At 55.5% G+C, this 23,730-nt stretch carries 26 protein-coding genes and 1 tRNA gene; 13 read left to right on the top strand and 14 right to left on the bottom strand.

Going from position 1 to position 23,730, the window contains the following annotated elements; translation table 11 throughout:
• Positions 1-729, bottom strand: a 729-nt coding sequence (locus FKW19_RS09765; RefSeq protein WP_150395944.1) for a winged helix-turn-helix domain-containing protein, incomplete at its 3' end; no start/stop codon positions are given.
• Positions 729-1,397, bottom strand: a complete 669-nt coding sequence (locus FKW19_RS09760) for a hypothetical protein (protein WP_089178648.1) — start codon at positions 1,395-1,397, stop codon at positions 729-731. The genes FKW19_RS09765 and FKW19_RS09760, both read right to left, overlap by 1 nt.
• A gap of 157 nt (positions 1,398-1,554) precedes the next feature.
• On the opposite strand from FKW19_RS09760, the gene FKW19_RS09755 reads away from it, so the two are divergent.
• Together FKW19_RS09755 and FKW19_RS09750 are read left to right on the top strand one after the other, a co-directional pair.
• Positions 1,555-2,352, top strand: coding sequence for a LexA family transcriptional regulator (locus FKW19_RS09755; RefSeq protein WP_089178647.1), 798 nt, complete (start codon positions 1,555-1,557; stop codon positions 2,350-2,352).
• A 217-nt stretch (positions 2,353-2,569) separates the two neighbouring features.
• The gene (locus FKW19_RS09750) at positions 2,570-4,564 is read left to right on the top strand and encodes a Hint domain-containing protein (RefSeq protein ID WP_089178646.1); all 1,995 of its coding nucleotides are present in this window, start codon (positions 2,570-2,572) and stop codon (positions 4,562-4,564) included.
• Positions 4,565-4,604: 40 nt separating this feature from the next.
• Here FKW19_RS09750 and FKW19_RS09745 read toward each other — a convergent pair whose 3' ends face one another.
• Together FKW19_RS09745 and FKW19_RS09740 are read right to left on the bottom strand one after the other, a co-directional pair.
• Positions 4,605-4,823 carry a hypothetical protein gene (locus FKW19_RS09745; protein WP_063353627.1) on the bottom strand — a complete coding sequence of 73 codons (219 nt, stop codon included), beginning with the start codon at positions 4,821-4,823 and terminating at the stop codon, positions 4,605-4,607.
• A gap of 120 nt (positions 4,824-4,943) precedes the next feature.
• Positions 4,944-5,600, bottom strand: a complete 657-nt coding sequence (locus FKW19_RS09740) for a LysE family translocator (RefSeq protein ID WP_063353626.1) — start codon at positions 5,598-5,600, stop codon at positions 4,944-4,946.
• 219 nt (positions 5,601-5,819) lie between these two features.
• Here FKW19_RS09740 and FKW19_RS09735 point away from each other — a divergent pair, with 219 nt between their 5' ends.
• From FKW19_RS09735 to FKW19_RS09715, 5 genes are all read left to right on the top strand, one after another.
• The gene (locus FKW19_RS09735; RefSeq protein ID WP_089178645.1) at positions 5,820-7,271 is read left to right on the top strand and encodes a Hint domain-containing protein; all 1,452 of its coding nucleotides are present in this window, start codon (positions 5,820-5,822) and stop codon (positions 7,269-7,271) included.
• 173 nt (positions 7,272-7,444) lie between these two features.
• Positions 7,445-7,801, top strand: a complete 357-nt coding sequence (locus FKW19_RS09730; protein WP_238331330.1) for a hypothetical protein — start codon at positions 7,445-7,447, stop codon at positions 7,799-7,801.
• 144 nt (positions 7,802-7,945) lie between these two features.
• Positions 7,946-8,263: a hypothetical protein gene (locus FKW19_RS09725; RefSeq protein WP_089179881.1), complete on the top strand. Its 318-nt coding sequence runs from the start codon at positions 7,946-7,948 to the stop codon at positions 8,261-8,263.
• 90 nt (positions 8,264-8,353) lie between these two features.
• On the top strand, positions 8,354-9,604 hold the full coding sequence (locus tag FKW19_RS09720; protein ID WP_006117047.1) for an FAD-dependent oxidoreductase: 1,251 nt from the start codon (positions 8,354-8,356) through the stop codon (positions 9,602-9,604).
• A gap of 4 nt (positions 9,605-9,608) precedes the next feature.
• Positions 9,609-10,139, top strand: coding sequence for a c-type cytochrome (locus FKW19_RS09715; RefSeq protein WP_035351092.1), 531 nt, complete (start codon positions 9,609-9,611; stop codon positions 10,137-10,139).
• Between the two features lie 84 nt (positions 10,140-10,223).
• On the opposite strand, the gene FKW19_RS09710 is transcribed toward FKW19_RS09715, so the two are convergent.
• The 4 genes from FKW19_RS09710 to FKW19_RS09695 all read right to left on the bottom strand — a co-directional run bounded on the left by FKW19_RS09710 (position 10,224) and on the right by FKW19_RS09695 (position 15,519).
• Positions 10,224-12,440 carry a TonB-dependent siderophore receptor gene (locus FKW19_RS09710; protein ID WP_089179880.1) on the bottom strand — a complete coding sequence of 739 codons (2,217 nt, stop codon included), beginning with the start codon at positions 12,438-12,440 and terminating at the stop codon, positions 10,224-10,226.
• 423 nt (positions 12,441-12,863) lie between these two features.
• Positions 12,864-13,553: an invasion associated locus B family protein gene (locus tag FKW19_RS09705; RefSeq protein ID WP_035351088.1), complete on the bottom strand. Its 690-nt coding sequence runs from the start codon at positions 13,551-13,553 to the stop codon at positions 12,864-12,866.
• Positions 13,554-13,594: 41 nt separating this feature from the next.
• Positions 13,595-13,972 (bottom strand): hypothetical protein, encoded by a 378-nt coding sequence (locus FKW19_RS09700; protein WP_006117042.1) that lies wholly within the window; start codon positions 13,970-13,972, stop codon positions 13,595-13,597.
• A 392-nt stretch (positions 13,973-14,364) separates the two neighbouring features.
• Positions 14,365-15,519, bottom strand: a complete 1,155-nt coding sequence (locus FKW19_RS09695; RefSeq protein ID WP_255446497.1) for a Hint domain-containing protein — start codon at positions 15,517-15,519, stop codon at positions 14,365-14,367.
• Positions 15,520-15,984: 465 nt separating this feature from the next.
• Here FKW19_RS09695 and FKW19_RS09690 point away from each other — a divergent pair, with 465 nt between their 5' ends.
• Complete coding sequence (locus FKW19_RS09690; RefSeq protein WP_089178643.1) at positions 15,985-16,809, top strand: META domain-containing protein; 825 nt, start codon at positions 15,985-15,987, stop codon at positions 16,807-16,809.
• A 227-nt stretch (positions 16,810-17,036) separates the two neighbouring features.
• Positions 17,037-17,537, top strand: a complete 501-nt coding sequence (locus FKW19_RS09685; protein ID WP_035351123.1) for a CHRD domain-containing protein — start codon at positions 17,037-17,039, stop codon at positions 17,535-17,537.
• Positions 17,538-17,660: 123 nt separating this feature from the next.
• On the opposite strand, the gene FKW19_RS09680 is transcribed toward FKW19_RS09685, so the two are convergent.
• Positions 17,661-18,092: a hypothetical protein gene (locus FKW19_RS09680; protein WP_089178642.1), complete on the bottom strand. Its 432-nt coding sequence runs from the start codon at positions 18,090-18,092 to the stop codon at positions 17,661-17,663.
• A 262-nt stretch (positions 18,093-18,354) separates the two neighbouring features.
• Positions 18,355-19,308: a hypothetical protein gene (locus tag FKW19_RS09675; RefSeq protein ID WP_089178641.1), complete on the bottom strand. Its 954-nt coding sequence runs from the start codon at positions 19,306-19,308 to the stop codon at positions 18,355-18,357.
• 242 nt (positions 19,309-19,550) lie between these two features.
• Between FKW19_RS09675 and FKW19_RS09670 the strand changes: the two genes are divergently transcribed.
• Together FKW19_RS09670 and FKW19_RS09665 are read left to right on the top strand one after the other, a co-directional pair.
• Positions 19,551-20,237, top strand: coding sequence for a YoaK family protein (locus FKW19_RS09670; RefSeq protein WP_170315327.1), 687 nt, complete (start codon positions 19,551-19,553; stop codon positions 20,235-20,237).
• A 31-nt stretch (positions 20,238-20,268) separates the two neighbouring features.
• Complete coding sequence (locus tag FKW19_RS09665; RefSeq protein WP_089178640.1) at positions 20,269-21,072, top strand: hypothetical protein; 804 nt, start codon at positions 20,269-20,271, stop codon at positions 21,070-21,072.
• Positions 21,073-21,139: 67 nt separating this feature from the next.
• Here the strand turns inward: FKW19_RS09665 and FKW19_RS09660 are convergent, their stop codons facing one another.
• Complete coding sequence (locus FKW19_RS09660; protein ID WP_003626200.1) at positions 21,140-21,328, bottom strand: hypothetical protein; 189 nt, start codon at positions 21,326-21,328, stop codon at positions 21,140-21,142.
• Positions 21,329-21,591: 263 nt separating this feature from the next.
• Between FKW19_RS09660 and FKW19_RS09655 the strand changes: the two genes are divergently transcribed.
• Complete coding sequence (locus FKW19_RS09655; RefSeq protein WP_089178639.1) at positions 21,592-21,771, top strand: hypothetical protein; 180 nt, start codon at positions 21,592-21,594, stop codon at positions 21,769-21,771.
• 100 nt (positions 21,772-21,871) lie between these two features.
• Here FKW19_RS09655 and FKW19_RS09650 read toward each other — a convergent pair whose 3' ends face one another.
• Both FKW19_RS09650 and FKW19_RS09645 read right to left on the bottom strand, forming a co-directional pair.
• The gene (locus FKW19_RS09650) at positions 21,872-22,270 is read right to left on the bottom strand and encodes a hypothetical protein (RefSeq protein ID WP_089178638.1); all 399 of its coding nucleotides are present in this window, start codon (positions 22,268-22,270) and stop codon (positions 21,872-21,874) included.
• 53 nt (positions 22,271-22,323) lie between these two features.
• Complete coding sequence (locus tag FKW19_RS09645; RefSeq protein WP_006117031.1) at positions 22,324-22,734, bottom strand: YggT family protein; 411 nt, start codon at positions 22,732-22,734, stop codon at positions 22,324-22,326.
• Between the two features lie 20 nt (positions 22,735-22,754).
• On the opposite strand from FKW19_RS09645, the gene FKW19_RS09640 reads away from it, so the two are divergent.
• A tRNA-Ala gene (locus FKW19_RS09640) sits at positions 22,755-22,830 on the top strand.
• A 159-nt stretch (positions 22,831-22,989) separates the two neighbouring features.
• On the opposite strand, the gene FKW19_RS09635 is transcribed toward FKW19_RS09640, so the two are convergent.
• Complete coding sequence (locus FKW19_RS09635; RefSeq protein WP_089178609.1) at positions 22,990-23,625, bottom strand: recombinase family protein; 636 nt, start codon at positions 23,623-23,625, stop codon at positions 22,990-22,992.
• Between the last annotated feature and the right edge of the window lie 105 nt (positions 23,626-23,730).

Below are 23,730 nucleotides of genomic sequence, written 5' to 3'. Positions count from 1 at the left end.
ATCTATCCACGCCACGGGTTCGGCGGGGTTGAACGTGGCGCATTCGGCCAGCACGTTCAGCACCACGGCGGCATCATCCCCCGCAAGTTTGAGCCAGCGGCCCAGAATGGCACGGGCGGATCGATCCGGCCTGCCGGTGGCTTTTTTCAAAAAATCCAGACCAGATTTGAACAGATGCGTGCGCGCATCCGTGTCCGGCCCGAACTTTGTGAGGGGATGTTCTGCTTCTGCCTCTGTTTCTGCCTCTGCTTCTTGGAGCATAACCGCAGCACGGGGCGCAGGCGTTATCCCCTGCTCTGCCCCCGATAATGAAGGCTCGGCCTTAAGCTGCGGGTTGCCACCTGTGCGGCCCCATGCGGCCCCGGCATCGGATGCGGCGCGGTCTCTCACCAAACGGCGAGAATACGGCACGCCCTCCGCCGTGGTGGCATACACGCCCGCATCTTGCAGCTCTGCCATATAGCGCCGCACCTGCTGGGGGCTTACGCCCACCATCTGGGCAATCTGGCGCGGGTGCAGGGGTTTGCCGTTAACGCATAAATGCCCGTAGGGCTCGGCCTCGTGCATCAGGCACAACAGGCGCATCCACAGCCCTTGCGCCGCCAAGGAGCACAAACGCAAAGCCGGATCTCGCTCATGATCCTGCCACCAAAACTTGGACCATCTGCGCCGCGTGCTGGCGGGTGTGGCGGCAGGTGTGGCGGGGGATGAAGCAGCGGAACGTGGCATTAGGCGGCGCCTCCGTTCCACAACAGGGCTTGGGCCAATGCGGCCTCATCCTGCTGCCATGTGGTGGGGGTGGCGTGCGCCTGCGTGGGCTGCCAGCGTTCCAGCCCTTTCCATAACCCGCGCATGGCAATGGGGTGGCCTGCGGGCAGGGGCTCGGGGTCTCGCACCAATTCGGCATAGCCTTTGGGTTGGGGCGCATGGGCGGGGGCTTGGGCTGTTAGGGCATCTTCATACCGCATCAGCACTTGCCGCACGCCCTCCATGCAGCGGCCGACCTCCCGCCCGATCCGCCGGAAGGAATAGCCCTTGCGCCGTAGCCCCACCATGTTGGCCACCACCTGCGCAGATGTGCCGGGCCGCTGCGCCTGCTGGCAGGCCTGTGCGTTTACCCCGCCTTGTGCGGGCAGCACCAGCGCCGGTGTGGATTCGGCACGGTGTTGTGATGTGTCACACCATCTTAACGCCTTGGAAACGTTTTTCCCGTGGTCTTTTTTTCCCTTAAGGGCCGGGGTGCTCCCCTTTTGTGCAGCCGGGCGCAGCACGGGCGCATTGGGGGGCATAACCCCACCCTTTTTGGGTGCGCACAGCAAGTTAGGAAACTGCAAAACATTATGATTTGAAATACTATTTGGTAAAATCCCAAACACATTGGAACCGGAAGCAGGCATAATGGGGTATCCGTGGTTGCGGGGTGGCTGGCCATTTACACCACCAAAACATGGCCTGCCCCGGACGCTATGGTGACCACTCCCGCAGCGTCAACCCAAAAATTGTGATATATCCCCTTTTGCGCCCGCGCCCCCGGCATGGAATAGTGCGCAGGCAATGACAAGATCACCTGTGGCAGATGAACTGGAACGCCGGATGGCCCTGCTTGGGCTTTCCCAAAAGGCACTGGCCCGCAAGGCGGGGGTGGGCGATACCTATGTGCGCGATATTCTTAAGGGGAAATCTCGTAATCCGGGTGGGGAAAAGCTGGAATGCATTGCCGCAGTGTTGGGCTGCACCGCGCGGGATCTGCTTTTTCCGGGGGTGGATCACACCCAGCCGGGGCTGATGCTGCGTGAACGCCGCACCCCGTATTTGCCCCCACCGTTTACACCTGCCACAGCCCCCACGCGCGGGCGGTTGCACCATTCTTCTGCATCTGCAACGCGTATGGCGCCCCCCCCCCTTTCTGCCCCGCCGCCAGCCCCCGCGCCGCCGGGCTATGTTGTGGTGCCGTTTTTGGCGCAGCGCGGCACAGCCTCTGGCCGGTATGATGAAGCGCAGATGCTGGGTAGCCCCAAATATTTTGAAGAAAGCCTGATAACCCAACGCCTGAACGCCCGCGCAGAAAACTTGCGCGCCTTAAGCGTAGAGGGCCAAGCCATGGAACCCCTGCTGCGCGATGGTGATACGGTGCTGATGGATACACGGCGCACCACCATGGCCGAACCGGGGCTTTTTGTGCTGTTTGATGGGGAAAACGTGGTGTGCCGCTGGGCAGAACGCACGTTTGACCCCCAAGGCCGCCCCTTGGTGCAGATAAGCTGCGAGAACAAGCGGTTTTCTGCCTGCACACTGCCCGCCAGCCGGGTGCAGATATTGGGCCGCGTTGTATGGTATGCGCACTGCGTATAAGCGGTGTGACTTTTTTACAACAAAATCCTTAAAATCCCGTTAAAAGTTCACTTTTTCTTTAACAAGACCCTTGCGGTCCTGTTTGCGGCTGGGTAAATACGCCTTATCAAGAGCGTTAAAATCTCGCTAACAATGCCTTAAAGAAAACAAAAACACCAAGCACTAAAGTGTACTAAGTGGGTTTCTTTACTGTATTCATGCAGGACTATACAAATCTATGACAACACCCGATTGGACTTCTGGTTCAAAATACACGTGGGCTGGCCCTGCTTCTGGTGGGGTGTGGACCGATGCCAGCAACTGGCAATACGACGGCGAACCCGCCACGCATGCGCCAAATAACCAAACCAACGGCACCTTTACCATTCCGGCTGGCGTTACGGTTACCATTCCATCTACTGTAAGTTCTCTGGGGTATCTTACGCTGGACGTGCAAGGCACGCTGGTTATGCCAAGCAGTGATTCCCAACTGACATTCAGCAAGCTGGTCGTAGAAAATGGCGGCCAGGCCACCATTTCCCGCACGTTGAATATCAATGGTGGCCTGCAAATAGATAACGGCGGCACAGCCACGTTTGAAGGCGTAACACAGAACTGGACCAACCCAGCCCTTAACCTTTCCTTGCAACAGGGGGGCACGCTTAATATTGATAAATCCAATATTGTATTGGGGAATGTCAATCAGAGCAGCGGTAATGGCACACTCAATATTACGGGTGGTTCTGTTGTCAGCACAGCCAGCAATTCCACCGATTTATCTGGCCCCATTAATGTTACCGGCTCCAGCTTTACGGATTCCAGCTCTCTTGCCAGCACAACCGTACTCACGCTGAATGATGGCGCCACCGCCACGCTAAGCACTTCTGCCTATCCGGCAGATGGCTCCACCGTTGTGTTTGGCACTGGCAACAACACGCTTGTTCTGCCCAACCTGCAATACGGCGCCAACAAGGTGAACATAGAAAACCTGAAAAACGGTGACAGGCTTGGTGTGGATGGCACAAAGGTAACCACCGCCACACTTTCCGCCAATAATGTTGCACTCGCCACCGCAAGCGGCACGCCCATTCAGGTTAAAAGTGTTACGTATGACAGTTCCTACACGGATGCGCCCACGGGGGATAAAACCCAGACTGTCACCATTGATAGCGGGCAAGGCGTGATCTGCTTTTTGGCAGGCAGCATGATTGCCACGCCCAACGGTGTGGTGGCGGTGGAAAACATCCGCCGGGGTGATGAGGTTCTTACTTTTGTAAATGGCGTAACCCATGTGCGCCCGGTGGTATGGGCTGGCATGGCGCAGGCCTCCATAAACCCCGCCCTGCCCGATGATATGGCAGGCTACCCCGTGCGTATTCTGGCCGATGCCATTGCGCCGGGGGTGCCGTATCAGGATCTGCTGGTTACGGCGGAACACGGCATTTTTGCCAATGGCATGCTGGTGCCCGCGCGTATGCTGGTAAATGGCAGCAGCATCTTTTTTGATCGCTCCATAACCGATTACACCTATTACCATGTAGAAACAGCCGAACACAGCATTATCATGGCCAACGGAATGCTGACAGAAAGCTATCTGGATACCGGCAACCGCCGCAATTTTGTATCCGATGGCAATGTTGTCACCATTGGGGCCAAAGCCAAAAGCTGGGCAGAACACGCGGCGGTACCGCTGGGCACGGCGCGCCATGTGGTGGAACCCATATGGCGTGTGCTGGCCGCGCGTGCGCCAGATGTTGCGGGCCATATGGCTGTTTGCGCCAAGCCAGAAATAACCCACAGCCACGGGCTGCACCTTGTTACGGCAGCGGGCACGGTTATTCGGCCTTTGCGGGCAACGGGGCGCAATATCTCCTTTATGCTGCCTGCGGGGGTGGAGGACGTGCGCCTTGTTTCACGCGCATCTCGCCCGTGTGATGTAGAAGGCCCGTTTGTAGATAAGCGCCGCATGCTGGGCGTGCTGCTGGGCCGCGTAACGGTGCTTTCTGCTGGCACGGCCACAGAAATAACCGCCCATCTGGCCTACGCAGATGGCGCCTATGGCTGGCAGGATATGCCCCAGCCCACCACGCGGTGGACAGATGGCAACGCCTTTCTGCCATTAAGCGCCACCACGGCACGCGGCCCCGCGTTGCTTACGGTGGAAGTGCTGCAAGCTGGCCCTTATCTGGCCACGCCCGCAGCATTTACGCTGCCGGTGGCCGCCAACGGCTAACACCACTTTGCCCCCGCATGTTGCCTAACGTGCGGGGGTTTTAGTTTCCGCCGCCGGGCCTGTTCTTCCATTCTATGGATTGATCGGCAATGTAGTAGGTAATGGCGGAAATAAACAACCACAGCGGCCCCGCCACGCTGTTTTCCAGCACCAAAGCCACGCCCATGCTAAAGGCAGCAATGGAAAGCGTAAGAATAACGCAACAGCACAGCACGGCCAGAGGCCAGTTTCTGGGCCATCCTTTTTTGGGCTGAGACATCTGGTGCGTATCCTATCTGGGCCGCGCAAAAGGCCGGGGCTTATGGTGTGTTATTGCGTATCGTAATCAACTGGGCAGTTAAGCACAATATACACAGCGAATGGCTGCCCTTTTGCCGCCTTATGCGCGCCCACGCAAAAGCACGGCCCCAAAACCCATAAACACGCAGCCTGTGATACGGTTAAACACCCGGCGGATGGCGGGGCGCTGCAACTGTTGGGCCAGTGTGTAACCGCCCACGGCATACACGCCGTACCACAGCATTTCCAGCAGCGCAAAGGTGGTTATCAGCACCACAAATTGCGGAAGCTGCGGGGCATGGGGGGCAATAAACTGCGGAAAAAACGCCGCCGCAAACAGCAACAGCTTGGGGTTGCTAAGCCCCACCCAAAACCCCTTGCGCCAGCGCCCCCATGCGCTGCCATGTTGCGGGCTTTCTGCCTGCGCGGCGGGCGTGTTGGGCGCAGCAACAGGCGCAGAAGGTGGCACGCGCCCGCCCTCTTGCCATGCCTGTATGCCCAGCCAAAACAGATACACCGCCCCGCACACACGCAGCACGCCAAACAGATGAGGAGAGGCCGCAAGCGCTGCCCCCAACCCGGCGGCAGAAGCCACAAGCACCAGCACAACCGCGCTTAAACACCCCAGCATGGTGGCCAGCCCACGCGCCATGCCCACCCGCGCCACGCTGGCCAGCACATGCAGCATGTTGGGGCCGGGAATTGCGCACAAAAAGAACACTATGCCGCAAAACACACCCCAATTATGCCAGCTCATGCTACAGTCCTTAATAATAAGAAAGATTAAGCCACTGTTACACACTCTCTGCCACAGGGCCAGAAACGGCACAGCACAGCCGCGTTAGAGAATACGCTTAAAAGTTCCACCACTTTAATGCGGTTTAAACATTTTTAACCTTGTGCGTTTGCGGTTCATAATCTAACTTTTGTATATTAAGTAATTCCAAACTTGATCATTTTTAAGAAAGTCCTCGTTATGGCAACGTCCACAATCACCGTTGGCAGTAACCAGACCGTTACATTTGATGCCACATCCAACGCACTCAACAGCACCGTTGATTTTACCGGCACAAGCGGCAATCTGGATTTGCAGAACCTTTCTGCCTCCAACCCGCTGGCTCTTACAATTACCGGAAATTTTGGGGGCGGTATTAGCAACGTTCTTACGTTTGGCACCGCAGATAATGTTTCTATCAGCAAGAGTAGTGTCAGCTATAATACAGATAACAAAAAAACAACCATTATTACTCTTGTAAACAAGAGCGGCCAGCAACTGGGCACCGTTACAATAGCGGGTGACGTTTTTGAACTTACCGGCGGTTTCCCCAACAATACTGTGCCAAGTGATAGCCTAGATGTGATTGCCACCCCCTATAACAACGGCACCATTACCGTTTGCTTTCTGGCAGACAGCCTGATTGCCACCCCCAATGGCGCGGTGGCTGTGCAGGATCTGCTTGTTGGGGATGAAGTGCAGACATATGCAGATGGCGTGGCCTCTGCTGGCACGCTTAGCTGGGCGGGTATGGCGCATTGCACGGTTAACCCCACCTTGCCGGATGATCTGGCAGGCTACCCCGTGCGCATTGTTAAAAATGCCATTGCCGATGGCGTGCCCTTTAAGGATATGCTGATAACGGCTGAACACTGCCTGTTTTTTAACGGCGCGTTTATTCCCGCACGTATGCTGGTAAACGGTGTTTCCATCTTTTACGATAAATCCATCACCTCTTATAATTACTACCACATTGAAACCCCAAACCACGCGGTTATTATGGCCGATGGTATGCTGACAGAAAGCTATCTGGATACAGGCAACCGCCGCAGCTTTACCGCAAAAGGCAATGTTATCCAGATTGGTGGGGCCGCCAAAAGCTGGCAGGCAGATGCCGCCGCCCTGCTTTGTGTGGAAAGAGAGCAGGTGGAAACCGTGTTCCGCCAGATTACCGCACGTTACCCGCAGGGGGCCACCGCAGCCGCACCAGCAACCGTGCATAACCCGGATTTGCACCTTATCACCAACACAGGCGCCACCATCTGGCCTGCAAACTGCAAGAACAACACTTACAACTTTATCCTGCCCGCCAACACGCAGGGCGTGCGCGTGGTTTCCCGCGCTAGCCGCCCGGCAGATGTAATTGGGCCTTTTGTAGATGATAGGCGCAACCTTGGCGTGGCTGTGGCGGAAATTACCCTTTTATCCGCCACCAAGCAGCAGGCTGTAACGGCCCATTTGCAGCCCGAAAAGCCCAAAGGCTGGTACGCTACAGATTGGACAGATTGCGCATGGACAAACGGCAATGCCGAACTGCCCCTGACCACGCAGCAAACACAAGGGGCCATTTGCATGCTTTCCCTTAAAGTGCGGGCCGCCGGGCCTTACCTGCTGGCAGATGCTGTGCAGCACAGTGCTGCCAAAACTGCCTGATCTACCAAAAACTGCTTACATATTTTGGTGTTTTTAAAGCACCATTTGGGCCAGTGCAAAAATGCATTGGCCCTTTTGCAGCAACATGGCCATGCTATTGCCTTAATTGGCATATGATATGCAAAATTGAGTGTAACACGCTCTAGCAAAAGGCATCGGCTATGTTTCAGCGCATGACGTCTCTTTTAAAACTTCAGAACACTCCATCGGAAGAATGGCAAAAAATGCCCGTGCATTTGCGCCGCTTTCTATACGCCACTTTTGTGGTGGAAGGCGTGTTGTGCCTTTATCTGCTCAAAAGCATGGCCTCCCCCCTTTTCCATTTAACCATGTTGCTGCCAGCGGCATTTTTGCAGCATCAGGTTTCTGTTGCCCAATTCTCGCTTATTGTTTCCATGTATCTTACTGTGGCCGCTATTGGCAGCATTGCGGCTGGCGCTTTTCTTTTGCGCAAAAATTATGAAAAAAGCATGATGCGGTATGCCGTTATACAGGAATTAAAGCAAAGCACCGCCCCTAAAAAGAACTGATCTGCCAGACCTGTTGCGCCCATGTGGCAGCCTTTGGGAGGGCTACGCAGCACAATGGGTACAGCCGGGTGCGGCGCGCTTTCCTGCTCTCATAGTCCTGCCTAACCCTGCAAGAAACCCACCTTGCAGGAAAGCCCCGCCATCATGCCAACATCACCAACACATGCAGCCCCCCGCAAGCGGCCTTTGCCCAACACGCAGGAATGGCCGCCCCTACCCGGCACCAGCGCCTATATGGCCCGCCAGCTTGCGCAGGATACCGCCACCGTGCGCCAGATTGTGACAGTTTTACAAAACTGCGCCCAGCAGATTACCCCGCTTGTGGCCCAGCTTTACTTTACCCAAGGCCCGCTAACAGTGCTGGACTGCGCCCCCACCCTGCGCGCGCTGGCCGATGACATTGCGCATGATGACCCCCAAACCCTGACCGAGCTGGCGGCCGAGCGTACCCGCGCTGGCTGATATGTGGGTTTTGGAAACACCCCCGCCCTGCTATGTTGCCCCCTCGCCATGCTGCGCGACAAAACAGAAACCGTATAAAGGACGCCCCTTTTGAAACGCAGAAACCTTTTTGCCGCTTCTCTGGCTGCCGGTGCATTAGCCGCCGGGCGCAAAAGCTGGGCCAGCGTGCCAGAGGCCGCACAGGCTATGGGCCGCACCGCGCCGCCCGGCACCGTACCCGCCCTAACGCCCGCCCGCGTGCATGCAGACCAGATAATGGACATTAAGGTGTGCCTGCGCCCCTTCCGCCCCGCTGGCCCGCGGCTGGAAATAGAGCCGGTGGCAGATAAAATTGTGGTGCACAATTACGGGCATGGCGGCAGCGGGTGGTCTCTTTCATGGGGGTCTGCCGCTATGGCGGTGGAACGCGCCGCCCCCCTTATGGAAAAACGCGTGGCCGTAATTGGCTGCGGCATTATTGGCCTTACCACCGCCATAACCGCCCAACGCGCGGGCATGGATGTTACCATTTATGCGCGGGATATGCTGCCCCATACGCGCTCTGTGCGGGCCAATGGCAGTTGGACGCCGGATTCACGCATTGCGCTGATAACCGCCGCCACGCCAGATTTTGCCGCCACGTGGGAGCGCATGGCGCGGTATTCTTGGCAAACGTATCGGGAATATCTGGGCCTGCCCGGCAACCCGGTGGATTTTAGAGACAATTACATCCTATCCGACACCCCACCGGATGAGGCCGACCATACCGAGCCCACGCCCGATATCAGCAAAGGCTCCTATGCCTCTACCGGCGTGCCACAGAGCGAGGCCGAATTTGCCAAATATGCTGAGAGAATAAAGGATATTATTCCCGCAGCAGAGCTTCTGGCCGGGGCGGACAACCCCTTCCCCGTTGCGTATGCGCGGCGCAAGCCCATTATGATTTACAATTTTGGTGCGTTTGGCCACGCTTTGTTGTCTGATTTTTATCAGGCAGGCGGGCGTATTGAGATACGCGAGTTCCACAGCCCATCCGAGGTGGCAGATCTGCCAGAACGTGTGGTGTTTAACTGCACCGGCTATGCAGCGCGAGATTTGTGGGGCGATAAATCTCTTATTCCCGTACGCGGGCAAACGGCATGGCTGCCGCCACAACCCGCCGCCAATTATGGCGTGCGCTACAAGGGCGCGGCCATGCTTTCCAAATCCGATGGGCTGATGGTGCAGGGTGTCAACCTTTCCGGGTTGGGAGAGCTGGAAGGCGTGGGCAACAGTATGGAACAGCCCAACCGCGCAGAGGCCGAACAGGCCGTGGCTGTGTTTGAAGATCTGTTCTCCCGCTTTCGGCCCCGCAGAGGATAACGGCATGGCACAGCACCGCATTTTTGCAAAACAGGGCCAAACGGCTAAAGGATTTTGCGCCGCCCTGTTGGCCGCAACCGGGCTTGTGGCCACAGCCCATGTTGCACAGGCTGCCCCACGCCATGCACCGGCAGCACCCCCTGCCCTTGCCGCGCCAAGTTTTACGGCAGAACAGGCAGACCACGGGGCGCAGATTTACGCAGGCACCTGCGCCATGTGCCACGGTGCAGCGCTGGAGGGCGCGCATGATATGCCGCCTTTGCGCGGGCTGTTTGTGGCGCGCTGGGCCAATACATCGCTCAACAAGCTGTACGCCTACATCACCCACGCCATGCCGCTTATGGCGCCGGGCACCCTGCCCCCGCAGGACAACATAGATGTTCTGGCGTTTCTACTGCGCGAAAACGGTGTGGAACCGGGGCACACACCCCTACCGACGGATGAAAACCGCTTGGCGCAAATGGTGTTTCCCGCTGCCTCGGCGCTGCCTCCGGTAAAAGCAGCGCAACCGGGCAAGGCCCCGCGCGCACGGTAAAAAAATACCCCGCCCACTGTTTTATGGTGGGCGGGGTATTTTTAATATTGCTGGCCGTTTAGCCTGTTTTACAAAACAGATGGCTTACCACTTAAAGCCAATGCTGCCTTGGGCGTTCCGGCGCTCTCCATAATAGCACCATTCCTGCCCGTAAGAGGCATAGGCCATGCAGTTGCCGATATACTTTTTATCAAACAGGTTGCGCACGCTGGCCGCCACATTCCACCCACGCAGAGAGGGAGAAAGGTTAGACAGATCATACCCAATGGAGCCATCAAACACCGTATATTGCGGCACATGCACGCTGCCGTAAGAGGCTTCGCCCCCATAACGTGGGGCGGAATAACGCAGGCCGCCGCCAAAGCCAAAACCCTTCATCACACCTTTGGGCATGGTGTAATAGGCAAACAAAGAGGCATTGCCTTTGCCAGACTGCATAAGCGGCTTGCCGGTGGAATCATCCTTAATTTTCTGCACGCTTACTGCGGCAGTAATCATCAGGTTTTTGTAGGGTTCGGCGTGGGCTTCAAATTCAAAACCATCTGAATGCACCTTGCCACTTTGCGTATTGTAGCCCAGATTCCCCACAGATACCAGCACGTTGGTTTGCTCGATATGGAAGCCAGCGGCTGTTAGCAGCACGGATGTACCGGGGAACTGATACTTCACCCCACCTTCAAGCTGCTTGCCCAAGGAAGGATCTGCCTGCCGGAAGCTCTGCCCCCCATTGTTAGACACAATGCCAGATTGCGGCTGAAAGGATGTGGAATAGCTGATATATGGCGCAAGCCCGAAATCAAAGTGATACAGGCCAGAAGCACGCCACGTAATCTGGCGCGGGCTTTCACTGGTGCCGGTATGGCTGATATAGTTCATCTGGTGGGAACGGTACCAGTCATTCCGCAAACTTCCTGTTACAATCAGGTTTTTCCAGCGCAGTTCATCCTGCGCATACATGCCAATCTGGTGTGAATCCGTGCGGTAGTTCATATACGGGCTGCCCATGTCTGGCATGGTCATGTGGTAATTGGGGTGCAGCACATCCAGAGAGGGCGCAGCGGCATAATAGCCTACCTCTGTGGCGCTTTGCTGCATGTAATCAAACCCGAACATCATATCATGCGTCACTGGCCCGGTGCGCACGTGGCCCTTAAACTGGCTATCAAACGCCAGATTATGCGTGTGCTCGTTGGTGCCAAAGGCAGAACGGGCAAGCATTGTGGGGTCTGTATCGTAATAGCCGCTATCATACACGCTGCGGTAGATGGTTTTAATATCATCATACCGGCCGCGGGTGCTAAAGCTCCAATCATCATTAAACTTGTGGTTTAGAATATAGGTAATGCCGCCCTGCCTGCGGTTGAACTTTTCAAAAGGCACGTCACCATCATAAAAGTTGCGCGGCAGGTAACCGTATGATGCACGTTTGAGAGAGCCCACAAGCGGCACGCCGCCATAAGTGCCGTTTTCGGGATCATACTGATAATTGCCCAGAAGGGTAAGCGTGGTGGGGCCGTGTGCGCCAAAGGTAAAGGCCGGGCTTATGGAAAAACGGCGGCTGCCCGTGCGTGCAAGCTGGCTGTGCTGGCCATTAACCGTGCCATACAGCCGATACTGCACGGAACCATCCTTGGTGGCGTAACCGCCAACATCTGCATCCACCCGGTACAGATCAAAACTGCCGCCGGTGGTGGTGATATCTCCGTAAAACTGTTTGTCTATCGGCAGTTTGCTGGAAAGCGCTACAAGCCCACCGGGGCTGGATTGCCCATACAGGGCAGAGGCTGGGCCTTTTAACACTTCCACCCTATCAAGGCGGGATGTATCTGTTTGCGGTGTGGCGTACCCGGTGGGGCTAGCCTGCACCTTCAGCCCATCTAAAAAGGTGGGCACGGTAAAGCCGCGCAGCATGAACTGATCATACCGCGTGCCTACGCCACCGCCACGCAAATCAGACGTAATGCCCGCCGCATAACGGATGGCCTGATTAAGGCTGAGCACGCCGCGCACATCCATTTCATCCCGCGTAATGACTGTAACAGACTGCGCTGTTTCAATAAGCGGTGTGTTGGATTTGGTGGCGGAAGACGCAATGGTGGACGCCCTGCGCGCGCGCACTTCCACCCCTTCAACATGCACGGCGGATGCAGGCCCCTTGTTGGTGGCCTTGCCGTGTTTTGCTGCCGTTGCCCCAACCCGCTGAGACTGCCCGGATGTGGGTGTCTGGGTTGCTGCAAGAACCTTACCGCTTATGAAAAATGTAAGGGGAAGCGCACAAAAAATAATCCTGTTGTGGTGCATACCCATTTTACCCCGTGGTTCTTGCTGGTGTATTGGCTGGGCAGTTAACAACATTGCGAATCATTTGCAATAATTAAATGAGGCTCAGATTTTTGCGGTTTTCTGCCGTTATATAGCGTTTTGCGGGGTGTTTTTGGTGCAGGACATGCGCAAGCCATGCCCCATAAAACAGGCGCAGGCCGGGCTGTATCAGACCGGAAAATACGGCCCGATGTTTTATAAACTATCTTTTAATAATCAAGCCGTTTGGCAACACATGCCACCCGTAGCACAGTGCTGAACAGGAACTAAAAATTGGCCTTGGCATGGCTGCCGCACGGCTTGCAAAGGGCCTGTTCTGGCCCCTTGCCGCGCAGAGAGAATAGGAAGTGGCCACTCTCTAAAATTTGCACATGAGAACGTATTGCACTTGCAACTGTGGCGTTAAGGAGACACCCCACCATCCTTACCGGCCCAGCCATCTGCTGTATCCAACGCCGGAGCCAACCCCTCTAGCGGGAAGTTTATGGTCAGCACACCTGCATCACGCTTAGACAACATCAGATGGCCCACTTTGCCACGGCGCAAGGCGTCCATCAGTTCCAGCGTAAAGGTGGCCAGCGCCAGGCAGCCCTTAGTATCGCAATATTGCCATTCCAGCGGCACGGGCGGCGCGTTATCCACCGCCAAAAAGGAATGTTTGCTCAGCGAAAGGCCAAGCGGCACCCGCACAATAATTTTGTATGGCGCATCAGACAGCCGCGCAGTGCTGTTGGGTGGCACGGCACGCGCAATTTGCATGCTGCCAATAATGCTGGTGACGTGGTGCTGGGTATCGTTTATCTGAAAATTCTGCTGCACGCCGCATAAAAACGGCTTGCTGGTGGCGCTGTTAAAATTGCACTGCCAGCCCCAATGTTGGATAACCCCGCTTTTACGGTCTATTTGGCTTATACCCGCCTGCGTTGGGCCAACGGGGCCTTTATCATGCAGCGTATCCAGTAATGTTGTATCTTCTGAAGGAGATTTGCTGGCCGCCTGTGCTGGGCTACATAGCAGCGCCGCCATAACGCCGCACGTGGCAAAAAGCCCCGCCCGCGCAAAATACACTTTAAAAAAACGCTGCTGGGACATGCTAAAACTCCTGTTGTTTCATTTAAGCTGCCCCTCTGCCGTTATGGCACAGGCAAGGCAGCATTGCACCGCACGTAGGATTCCTTATCCCTAAAGATAAACAGCACGTAGTAATCCAACGCGCGGCCACGCCTGCGGGTGGTGTGGGTGTAAAACGGAAACACATCCTGCGGGGGGCCGTATTCTGGGGGCAGAGGGTCACTCTCCAGCAGGGTTTCCACTCTAAACAATGGCACATAAATATGCACCGGGCCGGGGTTGCGCCGCACATGCCACAAATTACGCCGAAACTTGCGCAACCGATCTGGCAAAATGAAGATCATGTTTTCTTCAATAAACCGCTCATCCGGCTGGGCACGGCGCAGGTAGCGCGTATCTTCCGGCATATCGCAAAAAAAGTTGTAACCCTGTATTTTCATGCTTCTCTATGCACTTTCTTCGGGGTCATATCCGCTGGGCTGGGGCATGGGGTATCCTTTTGGTAACGCCTTAATTCTCTCCTCCCATACTGCGCGCAGGCATGCAACCAGAGCGCATGCACGGCAGACCTTAGGCGTTACACGGCCCTGCGGTTGTTTGAGGTGTATATTTTTTGCTGTTGTAAACGCGCAAATTACGCAAGCAGGGCAACTGCTGGATGGCCCACGGCTTTAAGCTATCGCCTATCATGCCCATACAGTGTGCAGGATAACTTGGCCGCAACAACACGGCTTTTACAAAATGCGCGCGCGGCGCGAACACACCACATATTGGCGCAGAGTTATCATCTATAAAAAAACCCTGCCCCAAAATATGGAGCAGGGTGAGGTTATCAGGCCCGCAGAGCGGTTTCTTCTGGCATTTCAGCCCTGACAACATAAGGGCCAGCTTCTAGAATCTGGAGGGCAAGAAGTGCGCCTGTTCCCGACTCTCTCTGGCCGAGGGGGAGGCAGGCATTTCCATCCGTCCAGCGCATGGGGTAAAATTCTACGTTATTCCATCCGTCCAGATTTTCATCATGCAGATAAGATGTGATCGTGCGCGAAGTTGCCCCTTCGAAAATCCTGACATCCCCAACCAGAACCCCAAGGTGGCGGCGATCATCTACAAATGGCCCTATTGCCTCATTCCGGCGGCTGGCGTTGGAGCGGATGTAAACCGTTTCAATACCTGCGGGAACCATAAAGAGGGCGTAATTTTTTTCTGTGCGCAGGGGATAGATAACACGACCATTGCCCAATGACAGAGAGAGACCGCTTTCCGCTGTTAGAACTGGTGTTTGTGTGTGCAGCGGCAAGCCCATTTCTGCCGCACGTGCGCTGAGCTTTTGAAATATTGGCTCAACAAAAGCGCGGGAGACATCAAGCGGTGCTGCGGCATCATCCCACGTAAGCTGACGGCTGCGGGTTATGGAAAGCACATCGCCATCCTGCCGGAAACTCTGCCGGTTTCCGGTATCCAGATAGCTTTCCGTCAAAACACCATCTGCGATGATAACGGCATGATCTTCGGTTTCAACGTGGTAATAATCGTAAGATGTGAAAGATTGATCGTAAAAGATGGACTGACCGTTTACGAGCATGCGTGCAGGCACAAAGCGGCCGTTAAGAAACAGGCAATGTTCAGGGGTGATCAGCATATCCTTAAAAGGCACGCCGTCTGCTATGGCGTCCTTAACAATGCGCACCGGGTATCCTGCCATATCTACAGAAAGAAAAGGCTTTACAACGCAGGTTGATTTGCCAACCCATGAAACCGTTTTCTGCTCTGTTTTACCGTTTACAAGCACATCGATCCGGTCACCAATAACCAGATTTTCAACCTTACACGTTGCTCCATTCACTGAAATTTCTGTGCCCGCAAGGAAACATGGATCAAAACCGCGGTCCTGAAATACCAGCGATGTGCTTGTGCCATCGGTTCCGCTTACTTGCCAATGATTGTTACTTTGGCCGTATGAATCATTCACATAGGTATAATTGGAGATATTTACATCTGCGTCTGTTAATAGAAAATATCCGCCCGCCGTATCACCTAATATGATTTGCGATGAACCAGCCCTACCCCAAGTAAAATTATATGAATATTTTACACCATTAATAGTGAAACCTGTTGAACTATTAAAAGTTACTGTAACACTATTTTGGATATTAGAGACAGTTGATTTTGAATTTACTGTTTTTATAGTTGCAAAGTTAAGTATATAACTTCCTGAAGATGGAATGTTGGTTGTGGTCGCCATGGGGTACTCTTAAATGATTGTTAAGGAAAAGTTAGAGTTAGTTATATATTATCGCACCTCAGAGTCAAATGATTCTGCACATCTGGCCCCGCTGGCATAGGTGCCCCTTAACAGTTCTGGCATAATGCGGCACAGATACACGCACGCGTTTTCCATCGCCCGGCGTGCCTGTGCTGCCAAGGGGCAACAGAAGTAGAAGGACACTTGGCCATGCGCTTTTCCGCCCCTTTTTTCCGCTCCGGCCTTTTTGCGCTGTGCGCTGCGGGCGCGGTGCTGGCTGGCTGTGCAGAACCCCGCACCACCACCACGCCAGAAGGCAAGGAAGCCCCGGTAGCCGCCACCGGCCCCAAAGATGTGTATGAAGCCCGCGGGAACGCACCCTTCTGGAACATGACACTGGCTGATGGCGCGCTTTCTGTTGAAACACCGGATGGCCCGCGCATGGCCCGCGTGATCCGCCACGCTTATTCTGAAGGTGGCACACGGTATTACGAGGCATCGGATATAAAAGCCGCCCTTACCGCATCTGCCTGCACAGATAACATGACCGGCCAAGTGTTTACAGATACCGTAACCCTTACAACCGCCACCAAAACCTTGCGGGGCTGCGGTGGCGCCCTTGTGCCCCCCACCAGTTTAAACAATACGCGCTGGGTGGTTACGGCTATGGATGGCCGCAAGCTGCGTAGCGGCAATTTTGTGCCCGACACAGATGATAGCGCCACGGATGAAAACCCCAACCCAGCCGCAGATATGTTTGCCCCCACGCTAGATATTAACGATACGGGCAAGATTTCTGGTTCCGATGGCTGCAACCGCTATGTGGGCGGGTTGGTGTTTGGGCCAAAGGGCAGCGTAAAAGCCACGCCTGTGGGCAGCATGAGCACGCGCATGGCCTGCCTTGGCAAACAGAATGACATTGCAAACACCTTTAGCCCATTGCTGAACAGCGTAACCGGCTGGACAACAGATGGCACACACCTTGTGCTGCAAACCTCCGGCGGCAAAACCATCCGTTTGCGGCAGGTGTTCTAACCCTTGCGCCTTGTGCCGCACCTTTTTGGGGCGGCGGGCTGGCCCCTTTATGTATCACGCGAGCGTGAGAGATTGCGGGCTACAACACAAGGCTGGCCAACCCCATATTGGCAGCAAGTAATGCAAATACGTGCCTTTGCCCGCCCTTTAGCGCAGGAACCTCTGCCAGAGCGGGCCGTTATAGGCCTATCGCACAGATGTTTTTATGTTTGAAAGGGCGCTTTCGTATGATTTCAGCCAGCAAAAAAGTGTTTCGCAAGGTGGCTTTGGGTGTCACGCTTGCGGTTACAGTGGTTCCGGCGGCTGTAAGTGCGCTGGTTTCCACCGCGCATGCTGAACGCAGCGAACGATTTGGTGGCGATTTTACAGCCGAACACAACGCAACATCCCACCCAACTGGCAAGGTGGATGCGGTGTTTTTCCCTTCCACGCATGAACTGCGCTACACCATTACGTGGGATGGGCTAAGCGGGCAGGTTACGGTGGCGCATTTTCATGGGCCAGCAGATCCGGGGCAGGAAGCAGGCCATATGATCACCCTGAAAGGCCCGTTTAAAAGCCCGTTTTCTGGCACCGCCATTTTAACGGCAGATCAGGAAAAAGCCCTGCATGATGGCAAGATGTACCTCAACCTGCACACCGCCGCCTACCCCAAGGGGGAAGCCCGCGCGCAGCTAACATCTCCTTATAATGGAGACACAGCACACACAGACCCCAACCGCACCTAATAAACTTTGCCCCCCCGCGCGCATAAAAAACGGCCCCGCTGCCTACACCCCGCATATGGGGCAAGGCAGCGGGGCCGCTTTGCGTTTTAAGCCCAGATACTGGTGGGCATAAGCCGCAACATATTACAGGTGCTGTGCGCCTTCTGGCTGGGCTTCACCCCCCTGCGGGGCACCGTTAGGCTGCTGGGTGGGCTGCATGGTGCCGGGGGTGGTGGAATGTTCTACATCATACGCCGTGGCTTTTTGCTGATACGTACCCTTTGAGCCGGGGTGTTCCTTATCATACAGCGCGGCCTTGGCGCGGGCTTCCTTACGGTATTCGTGCCGGCGATACATGCCCGCGGCACACCCCGCAGCCGCACCCAGCACACCATGATGGTTGGCCACATGGCCACCCACGGCACCAGCGGCGCCATACTTCAGGCAGCCGCCCGGTTCGCTGGCGTTTGCGGCGGTGCCAATGGTGGCAGCCATAAGGGTTGCAAGGCCAAGGGTTACAATCTTACGCATTCTTTTATCCGTCTTTTCTATGGCCTGCCGGTGTGGGGCAGGCATCTGCCAAACTTATATAGCAAATAGATATGGCAGCAGCTTTGTTCAACACCGCCACACTAACCAGCAAACAGTGGCGGAATATGGGCCAAGGCAGAATACCGGGGCGTTTGCTATGTGGTAGCCTGTGTACTTAAAACTTTGTTTAAGCTGTTCTATCACAACAGGCACGCATCCCCTTTTTAGCATGGCTTGCAACGCAAAAGCCCGCCAGCGCGGCTGCCAGCGGGCCTGATGTGTGTGTTGGTGCTGTGGTGGGCGCGTATTACCGCACAGCTCCGGCCTGAGATGCCGCCTGACGGGCAAATTCGGCCTGTGCTGCGGCTTCTCGCGCTTCGGCCTTTTGCGCCACGTCATCCTGAATAGCCTGCTGCGAGGGCAGCGGCGTATAGGGCACTGGCTTGGGTGCTGGCGCGGGTGTGGGGGCCATAACAGCCGGTGGCGGAGCAGAAACAACCTTCGGCACAGGGGCAGAAACCGCAGGGGCCGCCACATGCGGCGTGGCAGCCACGGCACGCGGGGCCACATAAGCCGGGGCAGATACAGCCGGGCGCGATGGTGCCACATGCGCAACAGGGGCCGAAACCGCACGCGCTGGCGCTGTTATCTTAGGTGTGGCGGCCACACCTGCGGGAACAGCCGCCGCAGCGGCAACGGGGGCTGTGGCACGGATAGGCGGCGGGGGAGCGGACGGCCATCTTGGTTTTTCATCCGATGCCCGCTGGTTATCTATGCTTGGCGCGGCATCACCATTGCGGGCAGCCTTAAGCAGATCCGGCCCCATAAGGGCGGTGCGGGAGCATACGGCCTCACGCTGGTCTCGGTTTAGGGTGCGGGTATCAAACATCTGGTCTGGGCCAAGGCGCAGCATGCCAATGCCACCCCATGCGTAATCGGACGAATTGCGGACATCCGGCAGTTTTGCCAGTTCCCGCCCCAGCATGTTTACCGTGGTGTCTGTTATCAGCTTATTGTGGTAGCAAAAATACATCAGCCCGCCCACATTGGCCGCATTTGTGCCCAATACGGTGGGTATGCCATCGTAATCCAAAATGCCGGGGGCGGCTGTGGCCACTGTCATGGGGGGTGGGCCGGGGCGCATCTTCATAACCTGTAGCCCGTAATGAGGGTTCTTCTCCGCCGCATAAGCCGCCGGGGGCGCGGCCAACAGGGCAGTGCAGGCCCCCAACGCCAGAAAAACAGGACGGAATCCCAACATCTACTTTGTTCCTTGCTTTGGTCTGGCCGCAGAATACGGAAAAACCCCACCTGCCAGCAAGGCCCGCCGCGCGTGCCATGCCGCATAAACTTGCGCATAGATGCCTGATATCCACACCTACGGCCACCCCATTGGCACGCAAATACAGCCTTACGGCCCTGTGAATGGCCTATATGCCACGCAGCGGGCACAAAGGCTGCGGGTGGATTTTGTGTAATGTTCTTGTATGCTGATGGATGAATATGGCCGAGCTTTCTTCTTCCTCCTCCGTGCGGGTTTCTGCGCGGCGCATTTTGGTGCTGGATCTTTTAGCCGGGTATGTGGATGCGCTGGGCTTTGTGTATCTGGGCGGGCTGTTTGCCTCCGCCATGACAGGCAACACAACCCATCTGGCCGCCGCCCTTGTTGGGGGCATCTGGCCGCATGCACTGCTGTTGCTGGAAATTTTAGGCACGTTTTTTGTAGCGGCCATGCTGGCTACTCTGGCACGGTTGCGCTGGCAGGCAGCCATTGGCATAGCCTGTGTGGGCGTGCTGCTGGGGGCCACGCAAATTGCCATGCTTACGCCGTGGCACCGCCCACTGGCCCTTGTGCTGCTGCCCGCCCTTATGGCCGTGCAGGGTGAAACAATTGCCCGGTTTTCTGGCACCGCTATCCAAACCATTGTGATCACCAGCAACCTGCTGAAATGTGCCTCTGCACTGGCTACATCACTGGCTGCGCGCTGGCCGGGCAGCACGGTTAAACCGCCCGCACCCGGGGCGGCCCTGCTGCCGGGGCTTTCGTGGCTGGGGTTTGCTGCGGGGGCTCTGTGTGGCACCCTAGCCATGGCGTGGCATGTGCCGCTCCCCTTTATCTGGCCCCTGCCCCTGCTGATTTTGCTGTATCTGGACATTGCCCGCGCCGAAGCCCACAACACACCGCCCTGAACACCACCCCACCCTTTTACGAACAAGAGTAATGACCGGTCTGCCCTTTCCTTCCCTGCCTATTTCTGCCTCTGCTGCTTCTCTGTTTTATCGTGCACGCGGGCTTGCTGCGCTGGTGCTGCTGCCCGCGCTGGCAGGCTGCGGATATATAGATAGCCGCACCGCCCATAAGGGCCAGTTAGCCGTGATTGGCATGACAAATGAGGATTTACAGGCCTGCGCGGGTATTCCCGACAAAACGCAAAAGATAGATGAGCACACCACGGTTTATCAGTATGTGCGCTCGGTCAACATGCCTTCCACCAACGATTCCTCGCTGTTTCCGCTCCAGACATTTGTGAACATGACGCAAACCACCTTTGGCGGCGCGGGCAAAACCTGCGTGGCCAGCCTGCGGATGGTGGATGGCCGTGTGTATGACCTGCACTACAGCGGCGATAATGACCGCATGATTGGCACGGATGGCGCGTGCTCTACGGTTGTAAAAGGCTGCATCCGCTCCCCCGTGGCCTCCACCAACCGGTTCCATGACAGGTTGATTGGGTTTGGCCCGGTTTCGGCTTTTCATGAACCCAGCATAGAAGCCCAAAGGCGTGCGCTGCATTCGGTTTATGAACAGCCAGAACCGCAACGTATCCTCAACCCACGGCCAGATTCTGCTGGCGCGCCCTCCGCCGCCGCCACGCCCGCAGCGCAGGCAGGCACGGCAACACAGGCGGTTCCGGTTTCTCAAACACTCACGGGCCCGCAGGCTGTGGCCGCCGCTTGGGCTTCCAAAGCGCAGGCGGCAACACCCGCTACGGGGGCGGCCCAAAACAGCAACGCCCAGCACTAAGGCCGGGCGCTTTATATATTATGTGGACTGGGGGTATGTGCCCCGGCCCGGCATATGTTAAGGGCGTTCAGGCCTTGCCGCGCGCGCCTTCCTGCAACTGGGCTTCCAACTTACGCAGGCGTTCACCCAGAGCTTTTGCGTGTTCTGGCCGATCCTTCAGCGCAATATCGTATTCCCGCTTTACCTGTTCCATTTCACGGCTAATATCTGTGGCGGATGGCAGGTGGTGGGTATGGTTTTCTGTTTTTTCAGACATAAAAATCTTATCCTTGGTTACATAAGCCTACCTTAAACATTGGGGCCGCCCCCGCAGCCTGCAACCCGCACAAAAGCAGACCAGCATTACCCGCCACAACGCCATGCCCAGATAGCGGTTGACCACGCGGGGCAAAAGAGTAAGTGTGACGCTGTTTTGATTTGGCATGATTCCGGCGGAATCTGCGGGGCTTGAGATGCATGGATATGGCACCGGCCCGGCAACCCTTTTACCGCCGGAACACTATATAAGGGGTTTTTGGGATGGGCATGTTTCTGTGCATTGCGCTGCTGGGCCTGGATCTGATGTTGTACTTCCTGGGCATGAACGTTGCAGCTATGGGTTCTGCTGTGGTGGCTTTTCTTGTTCCGGTTATCGTGATGTGCAGCTACAGCCTGACCCACATTGAAAAAGACCCGAACGCGTCTTCTTCTCACCACTAATGTGGGCTGGCGGGTTTTTACCTGCCATGCTGTAAAAAAGCCGCCGCAGCCTTATTGGCCCGGCGGTTTTTTTGTGCCTACATACGTATAAAGCGCGGCCTTACTGCGCCGTGCGGGCCAGTTGCGCATGGGTAAAGGCGCAGGCCCCGTTATGATAGGGCGCGCAATTTTGCTCCTCGCTCCCTATCACGCCATGCGCCCCCATGCGGAAGGTGATGCGGCATGATTGGCCGTTATATTCCGGATCTGTTGTAACCACCCATGTTGTGCCGTGGCGGGCGGCTGCGCCCTCGGCTGATCCGGCGCAGGTATCCCCCACAACCGAAACTTCAGCAAAGGTTTCATCCCCCGTTTGCACCAGTTTAAGGGTGCCTTGGCCGCCTGCCATGCTGCCGGTGTACATTTGGGCGGATGTAGCGGGCGGTGTATCCTGCGCCAGCGCGGGTGTGGCGGTTATGGTGGCGCAAAACAGGCCCAATGTGCGAAAAAGATGCGGCATGGCGGTTGCTCCGTTTTTAACAAACCGGGCTAACGCCAGCCACCGTGCGCGTTTTAATGAGACATCAGCGCACGAAACAGGCTGACAAGCCCCGGCTGTAGCACATACTGGATAATCAGCAGCACCACCATTGGGCTAAAGTCCATGCCGCCCGGCATTGGCAGCATACGCCGCACGGGGGCCAGCACGGGTTCTGTTATCCGTTCCAGAAACACGCCTATTTTCCAGACAATCTGGTTGCGGCTATCCAGAATGCCAAAGGCATACAGGTTTACAAAAATACAGGCTGCCAGAAGCACCCAGCTATACAGTTCCAAAAGCCGCATCAACAGCATGAAAACGAAAAACACGAACGCCAAATCCTGCCTTGCTAAAAAACCGAACACACCCTTATGGCATGCCCGCATGTCTGCCATCAGACACCTACAATACAGCTTGACAGCGAATTGGTAAGCCCTATACACCCAAAAATCACGGAACAGGCGGGGCTGTAGCTCAGATGGGAGAGCGCCTCGTTCGCAATGAGGAGGTCAGGGGTTCGATTCCCCTCAGCTCCACCACCCTCCTGTTCAAGCCCTCAACAGGCTGCTGCTTCTGCCATGTGCCGTGTAGCAGCTTTGCGCAAATTATGCTTGGGCATTTTTGGACGAGAAAAGTGCGCAAGAGCCTCCATAGAGAGCAGGCTGTTTCTGAGTTACAACGCATATAATAAAAATAGACTATTGAGCCATAAGCTTTTTTGTTTTTCGGCTTCTATGGCTATCTGCTCCTGTAATAATTCTGGAGACAGTTGTTGAGCTAATTCCAAAAACATCTGCAATTTTCTTTAATGTTTGACCGTTCTTTCGATATTGAATGATTTCCTTTCGCTGTGCAGGAGTAATTTTGGCAGGCCGCCCCATTTTTTTGCCCTGCGCAATGGCTCTTGCGCGCCCTTCGGATGTACGATTGCGAATAAGATCGCGCTCCACGTCTGCCAAACCACCTAAAACCGCAAGCATCAGACGGCCTGTGCTCGTATTTGTATCCGTCCATGGCTCTGCCAAAGAGTAAAACTGAGAATTTTTTTCAGTTATTACTTTTACAATAGAAAAAAGGTCAAATGTGCTACGTGCCAGCCTATCCAAACGCGTTACCACAACTATTTGGCCCTCCTTCAGATTATTGAGTAATTTGTGTAATTCTTTTCGTGCAGCATCTGCGCCGCTAGCTTTTTCACGATAGATACGGTGACATCCGTATTCTTTTAAAGTTTTTATCTGAATATCTAAAGTTTGGCCCACTGTACTTACACGAGCGTAACCAATTTTATCACACGATTTTGATGAACTCATAACATCATAAACGACAGACATTTTTCAAAAGTTTCTTGCTAAAATCTTGATTTGCGCAAAGAGCGAATTTGCTCCGTACCTCATTCAGGATTCTTACAAGTATTTATGACAACCAGAACTGTTTAT

The organism is Acetobacter sp. DmW_125128, from assembly GCF_008704325.1.
GTDB lineage: Bacteria > Pseudomonadota > Alphaproteobacteria > Acetobacterales > Acetobacteraceae > Acetobacter > Acetobacter oryzifermentans.
Note: the sequence above shows the minus strand (reverse complement) of the source record. Positions and strands in the feature narration are given on the sequence as shown.